The sequence below is a fragment of the Pseudomonas sp. KNUC1026 genome, assembly GCF_021650705.1.
Classification (GTDB): Bacteria; Pseudomonadota; Gammaproteobacteria; order Pseudomonadales; family Pseudomonadaceae; genus Aquipseudomonas.
Genome location: NZ_CP087138.1, coordinates 66,400 through 80,752 on the forward strand (window position 1 = coordinate 66,400; position 14,353 = coordinate 80,752).

Annotated in this window: 2 protein-coding genes; one reads left to right on the forward strand and one right to left on the reverse strand. The window is 62.2% G+C overall.

All coding sequences use genetic code 11. The features are described 5' to 3' along the window. Positions 1–131 precede the first annotated feature (131 nt). Positions 132–2,594, forward strand: coding sequence for a TonB-dependent siderophore receptor (locus LN139_RS00110; protein ID WP_236357775.1), 2,463 nt, complete (start codon positions 132–134; stop codon positions 2,592–2,594). Between the two features lie 70 nt (positions 2,595–2,664). Here the strand turns inward: LN139_RS00110 and LN139_RS00115 are convergent, their stop codons facing one another. Next, positions 2,665–14,220 (reverse strand): amino acid adenylation domain-containing protein, encoded by an 11,556-nt coding sequence (locus LN139_RS00115; RefSeq protein ID WP_442964358.1) that lies wholly within the window; start codon positions 14,218–14,220, stop codon positions 2,665–2,667. Positions 14,221–14,353: the final 133 nt, after the last annotated feature.

The window sequence follows — 14,353 nt, forward strand, 5'->3', positions numbered from 1 at the left end:
GAAACGGCTCTAGCGCAGGCCTGCCCGATAACCGCCAAATTTATTTCCGGTTTTCGGGCAGGTTGCGTTTTACGCCGCACTAAAAATAGCTGTAAACGCAAATCATTATTAAAAAACTGGGGAGTTTATCGATGTCTGCTGCTGAAAAAGGGGCGCGCCTGCTGCTGTCGCACCTGGCCAGGCGAGGCCTGGCAATGTCTTCGCCTGTCGTGATGCTGGCTGCGCTGGGGCTGTCGCCTGCCGTGCATGCGCAGGTGGTGAAGCTGAACATTCCCGCCCAGCCCTTGGCGGGCGCATTGCAGGCATTCGGGCAGCAGACCGGCATGGAGGTGCTGTATTCGCCACAACTGCTCGAAGGCAAGCGTGCCAGCGCCGTGTCGGGCAGCCTTGAGCCGGCCGATGGCCTCCGACAGTTGCTTGCCGGCACCCAACTGACCTACCAGGTGCAGGGCAATACCCTGGTGTTAATGCCTGCGGCGCAGGGCGATGCTGTGCAATTGGGTGTGACCAGCGTCAGCGGCCAAGGGCTGGGCGTTACAACTGAAGGCAGCGGCTCCTACACCACCGGTGCGGTGACCATGGGCAAAACGACGCAGTCGATCAAGGAAATTCCCCAGACCGTCAGCGTGATCAGCCGCCAGCGCATCGAGGATCAGAAGCTCACCAACCTTGACCAGGCGCTGACGCAGACCACCGGCATCACCCGGTACCAGGGCAGCATGACCTCATCGCGCTATTTGTCGCGCGGGTTCGAGATCACCAATTTCCGTGTCGACGGCAGTGCCGCCATCGGCGATTCGGTCTGGCCGGACGTCGATACGGCGATCTACGACCATATCGAGCTGCTCAGGGGCGCTGACGGGCTGTTCGCCGGCAACGGCGAGCCTGGCGGCACGATCAACCTGGCGCGCAAGCGCCCGACCTACGACAACCAGCTCAGCATCACCAACTCCGTGAGCCGCTGGGACCACTACCGCACCGAGATCGACGCCAGCGGGTCGCTGGCCTTCGACGGCAAGCTGAGCGGGCGGGCGGTGGTGGTCAGCCAGAGCCAGAATTCCTTCATGGACTACGTCGGCTCCAACCGCGATCTGTTCTATGGGGTGTTGCAGGCCGACCTGACCGACACCACCACCTTGCTCGCCGGCATCACCCACGACCGCAGCAACTCCAGCGACCAGGCCTACGGCTTGCCGCGCTACAGCAACGGCGATGACCTGAAACTGCCGCGCAGCACTTACCTGGCCGGCTACAAGGACCGCTACACCCGCACCGATGACTCGTATTTCCTGCGGTTGGAGCAGCAACTGGCCGACGACTGGAAGTTCTCTCTCGACGGCGTTTACACCAAGCAGAACGTCGTCAGGGATTTCTACAACTTCAATGGCAGCGTTGACCCGGCCACCGGCAGTGGCGTGAGCGCAAGCTGGGGCTATCAGAAATACGAGCCGAGAGAGCGCTCCTTCGATGCCACCGTCACTGGCAGTTTCGATTTGTTCGGGCTACGGCACGACGTGATCGCGGGCTGGATGTGGCACGACTACAAGGTTGTGGTGCCAGGCTACGAGTCGGCCAGCGGCGATGTAGTTGTACCCAACATCTTCCTGTTCAACCCCCGTGACTACCCGAGCCTCAGGGGTTCCGAGACCCTGTCGAGTACCGGGCACACCTACCGGCGCTCGGACGGCGCCTATGGTTCCCTGCGCCTGCAACTGGCCGAGCCACTGCACCTGATCCTGGGCGGCAGCTTGACCAATTACAACTACAGCTATCTGGAGCTGGACCCCGCTGGAGTGGGCGACCCTACCACCTACGAAGATCGCAACGTCTTCGTGCCCTACGCCGGCCTGACCTACGACCTGACGCCCGAATGGACCGCCTACACCAGCGTCAGCGAAATCTACAAATCACAAGCGGACCGCCTCAAGGGCCCAGTGCCGGGTACCTCTTCGCTGGACCCGATCACCGGGCGGAACTACGAAGTGGGCCTGAAGGGTGAGCTGCTGGACGGCAAGCTCAATACCTATCTGACGGTCTATTACACCAAACGTGAAGGGCAAGCCGTCAGAGATGGCGGCCTAACCAGCTCCAACCCGAACGATGGTGCCTCCTGCTGCTGGCTTCCCAATGGCGAGGCCGTCAGCAAAGGCATCGACTTCGAGGTCAGTGGTGAAGTCCTGCCAAGGCTTCAGGCAACCTTCGGCTACACCTACAACCACATGGCCACGCGCAACGCCGTGGCCTACAGCTCGCTGACACCCAAGCACCTGGCCAAACTCTTTGCCAGTTACCAGATGCCTGGCGCGTGGGCAAAACTCAGGGTAGGCGCCGGCGTGGTGGCGCAGACCACCAGCTATGTGTCGGGCGAAGTCGTCAACTCGGCGGGAGACACTGTCGATTACAAATTCAATCAGTCCGGCTACGCGATCTGGAGTGCCTTTGCCAACTATCAGATCGACAAGCACTGGTCGGCCGCGCTCAATTACGAGAACGTCTTCGACAAGACCTACTACTCGACAGTGGGCGAAAGCGGTTACGCCAACTTCTATGGCGAGCCACGCAATTACACCCTTTCTCTGACCGGCAAGTTCTGATCCCCAGGCAACGGGGTGCGCAAGGCACCCCTTACCACGCCTGAAGCGCCCCTTGCGGGGCGCCACCTCCTTACCCCAATGCGCGCTTGAGCGAAGCAATCCATTGCTGCGAAGCAACCATCTCGGCGTGCTCGATGCTCAGGCGCTCGGAGGTGCAAGGTTGTTTGCCGCCGTTCTGTTGGGCTACCCGTGCGTGCTGTCGATCCAGTACCTGTGCGCTGTGGGTAAGGCTGGACCACCAGCAGTGCGTGGCCGCCTCGAAGCGTGGGTACTGCACGCCCTGGGAGATGCGGTCCAGGTGAGCGTAAACAGCTTTGCCCATGGCGAAATCGGTGCCGTCGGCGGTGGTTTGCAGTAGCCCGGCCAGTTCGCTGCGCTGTATTGGGGTGTGCTGCGTGGCCCACTCGAGGAAACGCTCCTTGAAGCGTTCATCGAGTTCGGCAGGGCCGTACTGCTCGAACCACGCGTACGCGGCGTGCGCATGGGCGGGGAAGAACAGGCCGAACATCTCCAGCACATCGTGCACGTTCAATTTGCGCGAACCTGCGAAAACCTCGTCGATATCGGCCTGGCAAGCAGCTTCCGGGGTCGGGTCGACCAGCCCCAGGAAGCTCACCATCCTGCCTGATTGCTCAAGCCGCTGAGCGATGCCCATGGCGATCGGGCCGCCGATGGACCAGCCCAGGAGGTGGTACTCACCGCTGGGCTGGTCGCGCAGGATGGCCTGGGTGTAGCGCTCGATCATCTCCTGCCAGCCTGGCATCGGTGCATTCGGCTCGACCAGGGCCGGGAAAATCAGGCCCTTGACGTGCCAGGTCGATTGCAGCGCGTTGGCCAGTGCCCGATAGCGATACGGCGAGCCACCGGCCGGCGGCACGCAGAACAGCGTTCTTGAAGCACCTGGCGCATTCAGCTCGGCCAGCAGCGAAGTGGCCGCCGAGCCTTCGAGCTTCTGGCAGAGCTGCGCGAGGGTCGGGTACATCATGAAGTCCTGCAGGGTAACGCTGGCATGCGCACGCTGTTTGATCAGCGACACGGCGTTCAGCGCCTTGAGGGAATGGCCGCCGAGTTCGAAGAAGTTGTCGTGCCGGCCGACGGTTTCCAGGCCCAGAACCTCGGCCCAGAGTTGCGCCACCTTCACTTCAAGCTCGGTCTGCGGGGGTTGGCAGTGGCTTGGCGAGGTGGCCACCGCCAGCGAGCTCAGGGCCTTGCGGTCGAGCTTGCCGTTGGGGCTCAGCGGCAGGCGTTCCAGCACCAGCCAGTGGGCCGGCACCATGTAGTCCGGGAGGCTGGCCTTGAGATCGGTTCTTAAACGATCGCGCAGTGCGGCCTCGTCGCAGGGCGCGTTGGGCACCACGTACGCCACCAGTTGCAGGCCATTGGCGGATTCGCGGGCCAGCACGATGGCCTCGCCCACGCGGCTGTCGGCCAGCAGTTTGGCTTCGATCTCGCCCAGTTCGATGCGGAAACCGCGGATTTTCACCTGGTGGTCGATGCGGCCGACGTACTCGATGGTGCCGCTGGCGTTCGCGCGGGCCAGGTCGCCGGTGCGGTACATGCGTTGGCCAGCGCCCTCGAACGGGTCCGGTACGAAGCGCTCGGCCGTCGAAGCAGCGCGGCCGAAGTAACCGCGTGCCAGCAGCTCGCCGCCGATGAGGATTTCGCCGGCCACACCTTGAGGTGTGGGCTGCAAAGCCTGATCGAGAAGGTAGATCGAGCGGCCACCGAGCACATCGCCGATGGGCATCATCGCCGGGATGGTTTTTTCGCCGTTCACGTAGGGCGCGCAGTCCAGCGCGGTGACGGTCACGGTCGCTTCTGTAGGGCCGTAGGTGTTGAGCAAGGTCACATGCTCAAGCCCCGCCTGCTTCCATACCGCGATGCCTTCGGGCGGCATCGCCTCACCGCCGGCATGCACCTGGCGCAGCAGGCCGTAATCACGCGGGCCGTGCTGGGCGAAGTCCTTGGTGATCAGGTACCAGTAGGCGGTGGTCAGGTCCACGGTGGTGATGCGGTCGTCGATCAGGTGGCGATAGAAGGTTTCGCTGTCCCAGATTTCCGGGCCACGAATCACCACGCTCGCACCGCACACCAACGCCGGATAGAGCTGCTCGACGAAGCCGTCGAAGTTGAAGGTGGAGAACTGCAACACGCGGTCGCTGCCGCCGAGGTTGAAGAAGTCGAGCGAAACGTAGGCGTGGCGAGTCAGCGAAAGATGGTTGATGCCCACGCCTTTGGGCCGGCCGGTGGAGCCGGAGGTGAACATCACGTAGGCCAGGTTTTGCGGGACCACAGGCACGTCCGGGTTGCTGACGGGCAGATCAGCCGCCAGCGGCGCGTCCAGCAACAGCACTGGCAGCCCCGAAGGAATCGGCAACTGCGCCTGCAACCCGCTCTGGGTCAGCAACAACGCAATGCGGCTGTCCTCGATCATGCAGTGCAGCCGGTCCTGCGGGTATTGCGGGTCCAACGGCACGTAGCCGCCGCCAGCCTTCAACACCGCGAGGATGCCGACCACCATCTCCAGCGACCGCTCCACCGCAATGCCGACCAGCACTTCCGGGCCAACGCCTTGGGCAATCAGCTGATGCGCCAGGCGATTAGCCTGGGTATTGAGCTCGGCATAACTCAGCTCCCGATCCTCGAAGATCAGCGCCGTAGCCTCAGGCTGAACCCGTACCTGCGCTTCGAACAGCGCATGCACCGGCTGCTCGCTGGGATACCCGATAGCGTTGCGGTTCCAGTGCTGCAGTGCCTGCTCCCGCTCAGCCACTTCGAGGACGCTGAGGCTTCCCAGGTGGGCCTCTTTGTCGGCATGGGCCATGGCCAGCAACAGCTGCATGAAATGGCGGCCGATTTGCGCAATCGCTGCGTTGTCGAAGTAGCTCCGATCAAAGCTGTAATGCACAGCCAGGGCGGTATCCAGTACCACGCCCAGTGTCAGCGGGTAGTTGGCCTGTTCCTGATTACCGATGCTGGCGAACTCGAGCTCGGAGGGAGCCGCTTGCTCCAGCGCTTCGGAAACAGGGTAGTTTTCGAACACCAGAATGTTATCGAACAACGCCTCACCGCCTTGGCCAGCCCAGCGCTGGATCTCGAACAGTGGCGTGTGCTCGTGTTCACGCAGCGCCAGGTTCTGAGCTTGCAGTTGCTGTAGCCAATCGGCCAAGCGAGCGTCCTGCACCGGCGTGGCGATGATGGGCAAGGTGTTGATGAACAAGCCTATCTGTTGTTCAGCGCCTTTGAGGTCGGCCGGGCGGCCAGCGACTGTGGCACCGAAACTGACCGAGGCCTGGCCGGTATAGCGCTGCAACAGCAGCAGCCACGCTGCCTGTACCACCGTGTTGGGCGTCACCTTTTGCTGGCGAGCGAACTCGATCAGCGCCGCTGTCTGATCAGGGCTCAAGCCGTTGGTGTGCTCGGCATATCCAGCCTGCGAGCTCGATCGGGGCAGTGCGATTGCATCGGCCAGATAAGTAGGCTCATTGAAGTTGCCAAGTTGTTGTTCCCAGAATGCCTGGCCGGCATGAGTGTCCTGTTTCTGTAGCCAGGCAATGTAGTCTCGGTAGCGGCCGGCAGCCGACCGAGGCATCTGGCCGCTATAACGCTGGAGCACTTCGCCAAGCAACTGTGACTGGCTCCAGCCGTCCATCAGGATATGGTGGCTGGTGAAGATCAGGTGCTGTTCTTCCGTGCTCCCCGGCACGACCTGCAAGCGCAGCAGCGGTGGTGCTGCCAGGTCAAAGCCTTGCTGGCGATCCATCAGCGCCAGGTGTTCCAGGGCTTCTGTGTTCATCGGTGTGTGTTGCACGAACGATAACGTGGCTTGTTTGTGAACCACTTGCAAAGGTTGCGACAGTGCACCGTCCCATACAAAGCCGGTTCGCAAGATATCGTGCGCTTCAACAGTGGCCTGCCAGGCGGCTTTGAAACGCTCGACATCCAGCCCCCGTGCATTCAGGCGAAGTTGGTTGATATAGCCGCCTGAGTGTTTTTGGTAAAGCGTGTGGAACAGCATGCCTTGCTGCATGGGTGAGAGCGGATACAGGTCGTCGATCTCGCGCGCGGCGATCGGCAGCTCATCGAGTTGCAGCTGGGTGATGCGTGCCAGCGGGAAGTCCGAGGGAGTGACTCCGCCGTTCTGTTCGTTGCAGCAGTGCTCGATCAGCGCCTGCAACTCGGCAGCGTAGTCGGCAGCGAGCCGTTCGATGGTCGCTTCGTCGAACATCTCGCGGCTGAAGGCCCAGTTCAGGTTCAGCTCGCCGTTATAGACCTGGCCGTTGATCGAGAGCCAGTTTTGCAACGGGGCCTTTTCAGACTGTTCGGCGCCGCCGTGCTCTTGCGCGGGGTTGAACAGCGCTTCGCTTTCACCACTGCCGAATTGGCCATCGAATTGGCCCAGGTAATTGAAGGTAATTCGTGGGGTCGGCAAGGCTGCCAATTCGGCTTGTGCATTTTCAGGCCCGAGGTAGCGCAGTGCGCCAAAGCCGATACCTTTGTCCGGAACGGCACGCAGTTGCTCCTTGATCTGTTTGATCGAGCTGGTCAGTGCCTCGGTTGCCGTCAAACGCACCGGGTACAGGCTGGTGAACCAGCCCACGGTGCGGGTCAGGTCGATGTCGTCGAACAGGTCTTCGCGGCCATGGCCTTCCATCTGCACCAGGGTATCGGCGTGGCCGGTCCAGCGGCTGATGACCCGGGCCAAGGCGGTGAGCAGCAGATCGTTGACTTGGGTGCGGTAGGCGGCTGGCGCCTCTTGCAGCAACTTCTGGGTCAGTTCGCGTGGCAGCGAGGTATTGGCACTGGCGCTGTGCGCGTTCTGCATGCCGCCGTTTGCGTGATCCACAGGCAAATCGGCCTTCACATCCGTCAGCAAACTCTTCCAGTAACCCAGCTCAGCTTGCAGCTTCTCGCTTTGCGCATAGTGTTGCAGCTTGTGCGCCCAGGCCTTGACAGAGCTGGTCTTGGCCGGGAGCTGAATTGCCTGCCCCTGTTGCAGTTGCGTGAAGGCGGTTTGCAGGTCTTCCAGCAACACGCGCCAGGAGACGCCGTCTACGGCCAGGTGGTGGATCACCAGCAGCAGGCGCTGGCTGCCGTCGGGCAGGTCGGCCAGCACGGCGCGCAACAGCGGGCCGGTTTCGAGGTTCAGGCTGGCTTGTGCCTGTTGGCAGAGGGCTTCGAGGGCTGCGGTGTCAGTCACGGTGCGGTGCCAGAGCACGTCTTGCGTGGTAGCGGCAAACGATGCGGTCTGGTCGGTGAACACCAGGCGCAGGGCGTCGTGGTGCTGGGTCAGTGCTTCCAGTGCCTGCTCGACCAGGTTCGCATCCAGCTGCACCGAGGTTTTCAGCAATACCGACTGGTTCCAGTGGTGAGGCTCGGGGATTTCGGTGTTGAAGAACACCTGCTGGAACGGCAGCAGCGGGGTTTCGCCGGTGACCGGGCCTTGGTCGAGCATCAGCGTTTCACCGCCAATGCGAGCGACCTGGGCCAGCCCTTGCACCGTTTGGTGCTCGAACAGCTCTTTGGGTGTGAAGCGAATCCCGGCCTGCCGCGCGCGGCTTACGACCTGGATCGAGATGATCGAGTCACCGCCCAGTTCGAAGAAGTTGTCGGTGATGCCGACCTGTTCGCGGCGCAGCACGTCTTGCCAGATCTGGGCGATGCGTTGCTCCAGCTCGCTTTGCGGGGCGATGTATTCGCCTTGCAGTTGGCTGGCGTCGGGGGCTGGCAAGGCGCGGCGGTCGAGTTTGCCGTTTGGTGTGACTGGCAAGCTGGGCAGGCATAGCATTTGCGCCGGGACCATGTAGTCCGGGAGGTGGGTTTTCAGTTCGGCTTTGAGGATTTCGCGCAGCGCGGCCTGGTTTTCAGCCGTTTCGCTGTACTGGGATGGGACGATGTAGGCAACCAGTTGCAGGCCGTTGACACCTTCCAACGCAAGCACCACGGCCTCCTTGACCGATTCCTGATCCAGCAATCGTGCTTCGATCTCGCCCAGTTCGATCCGCAGGCCACGAATCTTCACCTGATGGTCGATCCGGCCCTGGTACTCGATCACGCCCGTTTCCCGATATTTGGCCAGGTCGCCCGTGCGGTACAGGCGGCTGCCCGGTACTTCAGCGTGCGGGTCCGGGATGAAGCGTTCGGCCGTCAGCGCCGGGCGGCGGTGGTAACCACGGGCCAGGCCGAGGCCGCCGAGCACCAGTTCGCCAGTCGCGCCTTGCGGTACCGGGTTCAGCGAAGCGTCGAGAATGTGGGTGTACAGGTTGGCAATCGGCTCACCGATGGGCACCGCGTCCACACCTTCGTCGCGGCAGGTCCAGTGGGTCACGTCGATGGCCGCTTCGGTCGGGCCGTAGAGGTTGTAGAGGCCAGCACTCGGCAGGCGTGCAAACACCTGCTGCTGGGCATCGACCTGCAACGCTTCGCCTGAGCACATGATCTGCTTGAGGCTCACACACTGCTCCACACCCGGCTCATGAATGAACACCTGAAGCATCGAGGGCACGAAGTGCAGCGTGGTCACGCTGTGGCGCTGGATGGTCGCGATTAGCTTTTCCGGCTCGCGGTGTTCGCCGGGGGCGGCGATGGCCAGGCGAGCGCCGGTCATCAGTGGCCAGAAGAACTCCCAGACCGACACGTCGAAGCTGAACGGAGTCTTTTGCAGAACCGTATCGGTTGAGTCCAGCGGGTAAGCGCTTTGCATCCATGCCAAACGGTTGTGCAAAGCGGTGTGGCGGTTGCCCGCGCCCTTCGGCTTGCCTGTGGAGCCAGAGGTGTAGATCACGTAGGCGAGGTTTTCAGCACCAACGTGAACAGCCGGATTTTCAGAAGAGAAACGGCTGAAGTCAGATTCCAGCAACAGGGTACGGCCTGCAAACGCCGGCAAGCCTGGCAGCAGGTGTTCCTGTGTCAGCAGCAGATCAATGCCACTGTCCTCGAACATGTAGCTCAACCGGTCCTGCGGATACTCCGGGTCTAGCGGCACATAAGCACCGCCTGCCTTGAGAATCGCCATCAGGCCGATGACCATCTCCAACGAACGCTCGGCCGCGATGCCGACGATCACTTCCGGACCGACGCCCAATGCGATCAACTGATGCGCCAATTGGTTAGCCCGCCGGTTCGCCTGTGCATAAGTCAGCGAGGCATCGCCAAACAGCAAAGCCGTGTGTTCCGGCTGAGCCAGCACCCGCTGCTCGAACAACACGTGAACCGGCTGTTCATCAGCCCAGCTACGTTGAGTCACGTTCCAGCCACGCAATGCCTGTTCGGCCTCATCAGCCGAAAGCATCGCCACCTCACCAATCAACCGCTCAGGCTGCGAAACCACAGCAGCCAGCACATTGAGCAAATGTGCAGCGAATCGTTGGATCGTGCGGCCCTCGAACAGGTCCGTCGCGTAGGTGAACGATGCATTGAAGCCTTCAGCGAATTCGGACACCTCCAGCGTCAGATCCAGCTGGGCAGTATGGGTATCACGCCCCAGGCTATGAATGCTCAAACTACTCAGGCTTTCTACCAGGCCTTGCTGATCCTCGGCGCGCAGGTAGTTGAACATCGCCTGGAACAACGGGTTGTGGCTCATGTTGCGCTCAGGCTGCAGTGCTTCCACCAATTGGTCGAACGGCAAATCCTGGTAGCGCTGGGCGTCCAGCGAGGCGTGTTTGACCTGCTGCAGTAGCGCGCTGAAGCTCGCCGGCGCATCGAAGTTCGCCTTGAGCACCTGCGTATTGACGAAAAAGCCGATCAGGCCCTCGGTTTCCAGGTGGTTACGGTTGGCGATCGGCACACCGACGCGAATGTCCGCCTGGCCGCTGTAGCGGTGCAGCAGGGTCTGATAAGCGGCCAGCAGCACCATGAACGGCGTGGCGCCTTCGCGCTTGGCCAATGCCCGGATGCCTTCGCTCAACGCGGTCGGGATCTGGAGGTCGACACTGGCACCACGGAAGCTCTGCGCCGCAGGCCGTGGGCGGTCCAGCGGCAGTTCCAGCACGGGCTGTTCGCCACCCAGTTGGGCCGTCCAGTAGGCCAGTTGGCGGTCGCGTTCGCCGTTGGCCATCCAGGTGCGCTGCCACAGTGCGTAGTCGGCGTACTGGATCGGCAGGGCCGGCAACTCGGCCGGTTGGCCTTGGGCGAAGCCTGCGTACAAGCGCACCAGTTCCTGCACCAGAATCGGAGTGGACCAGGCATCGGAGACGATGTGGTGCAGGGTCAGGGTGAGTACATGTTCTTCGGCGCCCACTTTGAGCAGGCGAACACGCAGCAACGGGCCGTTTTCCAGATCGAACGGGCGAGCGACTTCGGCTTCGACGAAGGCGTTGATGCCTGCTTCGTCGTACTGCCCCTCTTCTGCGTGAATCGCCAGCGGCAAGCTGCTGTGGATAACTTGCAACGCCTCGCCTTCCTGTTGAGTGAAGGTGGTGCGCAGGCTTTCGTGGCGCTGGATCAGGGCGTTGAAGCTCTGTTGGAGGGCTTCTACATTCAATGGCCCCTTGAGCGTCATCGCCGCCGGGATGTTGTACGCCGCGCTGTGCGGGTCCAGCTGCCACAACACCCACTGCCGTTGCTGGGCGAACGACACCGGCAGCGGCCGGCTGCGGTCGGCCAGGGTGAAGGCCGGCACGTCACGGGCTTGTGTCGGGTCCAGCGCGGCGACGAAGCCGCCGAGTTGTGGATGTTCGAACAGCGTGCGCAATGCTGCCTCGATGCCGAGGCTGCGACGAATGCGCGACACGACCTGGGTCGCCAGCAGCGAATGGCCGCCGAGCTCGAAGAAGTGGTCGTTCAGGCCGAGCTGTTCGGCTTTGAGTACCTCTTGCCAGATCTGCGCGACTGCCTGTTCCAGCTCGGTCACTGGTGCGATATAGACGGCTTGCGAGATTACCGCCTCCGGCGCCGGCAATGCACGGCGGTCCAGTTTGCCGTTCGGAGTGACCGGCAGTTTGGCGAGGCACAGCATTTGTGCCGGGACCATGTAGTCCGGCAGGTGAGCTTTAAGCTCCGTTTTCAGCGTGTCGCGAAGCGCAGCTTGAGATGAGGCATCGTCATCGAAGGCCACCGGCACTATGTAGGCCACCAGTTGCAGGCCACCGACACCCTCTACCGCCAGCACCACGGCCTCCTTGACCGATTCCTGCTCCAGCAATCGTGCCTCGATCTCGCCCAGCTCGATCCGCAGGCCACGGATTTTCACCTGATGGTCGATCCGGCCCTGGTACTCGATGACGCCCGTTTCCCGATATTTGGCCAGGTCGCCCGTGCGGTACAGGCGGCTGCCCGGTACTTCGGCGTGCGGGTCCGGGATGAAGCGCTCCGCCGTCAGCGCCGGGCGGCGGTGGTAACCACGGGCCAGGCCGAGGCCGCCGAGCACCAGCTCGCCAGTCGCGCCTTGCGGTACCGGATTTAACGAAGCGTCGAGAATGTGGGTGTACAGGTTGGCGATCGGCTCACCGATGGGCACCGTATCCACGCCTTCATCGCGGCAGGTCCAGTGGGTCACGTCGATGGCCGCTTCGGTCGGGCCGTAAAGGTTGTAGAGGCCAGCACTCGGCAGGCGTGCAAACACCTGCTGCTGGGCATCGACCTGCAACGCTTCGCCTGAGCACATGATCTGCTTGAGGCTCACACACTGCTCCACACCCGGCTCATGAATGAACACCTGAAGCATCGAGGGCACGAAGTGCAGCGTGGTCACGCTGTGGCGCCGGATGGTCGCGATCAGTTTTTCCGGTTCGCGGTGTTCTCCCGGCGAAGCGATGGCCAGGCGGGCGCCGGTCATCAGTGGCCAGAAGAACTCCCAGACCGAGACGTCGAAGCTGAACGGGGTTTTCTGGAGCACTGTGTCCGCGCTGCTCAGCGGATAAGCGCTTTGCATCCACGCCAAACGGTTGTGCAAGGCGGTGTGGCGGTTGCCGGCGCCCTTGGGCTTGCCGGTCGAACCCGAGGTGTAGATGACATAAGCCAGGTTCTCTGGCTCAAGGTGAACAGCCGGGTTTTCAGAAGAGAAACGACTGAAGTCCGATTCCAGCAGCAAGGTTCGGCCTGCAAACGCCGGCAAGCCTGGCAGCAGGTGTTCCTGAGTCAGCAGCAGATCAATCCCACTGTCTTCGAACATGTAGCTCAACCGGTCCTGCGGATACTCCGGGTCTAGCGGCACATAAGCACCGCCTGCCTTGAGAATCGCCATCAGGCCGATGACCATCTCCAACGAACGCTCGGCCGCAATACCGACGATCACCTCAGGCCCTACACCCAGCGCGATCAACTGATGCGCCAGTTGGTTGGCCCGCTGGTTCGCCTGTGCATAAGTCAGCGAGGCATCGCCAAACAGCAATGCGGTGTGCCCAGGCTGAGCGAGTACTTGCCGCTCGAACAACACGTGCACCGGCTGCTCGTCAGGCCACTGGCGCTGCGTGCCGTTCCAATCACGCAGCAGCGATTGCTTGCCAGCCCCGAGCATGTCCAGCTCGCCAACGCATGTCGCTGCGTGGCTTTCGATAATGGCAGCGAGCATTTGCATCAAATGTTCGCTCAAGAGGGCTACCGTTGCCGCGCTGTGGCTGCTTTGGTCATAGCTGAACTGCAGATTCAATGTTTCGCCCAGGTTCACCATCAACGTCAGCGGGTAGTGCGTCTGCTCTTTGCTCGTGATCTCCCCGAACTCAAGCTCACTCGGCGCACCCTGCTCCAGGGCTTCGGAAACCGGGTAGTTCTCGAACACCACAATGGTGTCGAACAGCGCTTCACCGGCACGGCCTGCCCAGCGCTGGATGTCGAACAGCGGCGAATGCTCATGCTCGCGCAAGGCCAGGTTTTGCGCCTGTACCTGTTGCAGCCACTCAGTGACAGCCTGCTCGGGCTTGAGCGTACCGACCACTGGCAGGGTGTTGATGAACAACCCGATCTGCTGCTCGACGCCTTTGAGTTCAGCCGGGCGCCCCGCCACCGTCGCACCGAAGGCCACCGTGGCCTGGCCGGTGTAGCGCTGCAGTAGCAGCAACCAGGCAGCCTGGATCAGCGTATTGACAGTGACCTTCTGCCGGCGGGCGAACTCGCCCAGTTCGATGGTGCGAGCTTTTTCAAGTACCTGCCAATGGTCGGCGTGGCCGGCTTGGCTGTGGCTTGGGCTGGAGAGTGCACGGGCAAGCAAGGTCGGCTCGTCCAGTGCGCTCAACTGCTCTTGCCAGAAGGCCTGGTCGGCCACTACGTCCTGGCGTTGCAGCCAGGCAATGTAGTCGCGGTAGCGCCCTGGCGCCTGGCCTGAGGCTTGGCCGCTGTAACGCTGCAGCACTTCGCCCAGCAGCTGAGAGCTGCTCCAGCCGTCCATCAGGATATGGTGGCTGGTGTAGATCAGGTGCACCTGGGTGGCGGCAGTGCGCACCAGCGTCAGGCGCAGCAACGGTGCCTGAGCGAGGTCGAAGCCCTGCTGGCGCTCCTGCTCGGCCAGTGCATCCAGCGAAGCCGGCAAGCCCTGTTGGCTTTGCCAGTCATGTAAAGCGAACGGCAGCGTGGCCTGCCGGTAAACCACTTGCAGTGGTTGCTCGCCCTCTTGCAGGAAGGCCGTGCGCAGGATGTCGTGAGCATCGACGGTCGCTTGCCAGGCCGCTCGGAAACGCTCCACATCCAACCCACGCGCGTCCAGCCGCAATTGGTTGATGTAGTCCCCGAGCCCTGTTCGAACAAGCTGTGAAACAGCATGCCCTGCTGCATTGGCGACAGCGGATACAAGTCGTCGATCTCGCGCGCGGCGATCGGCAGTT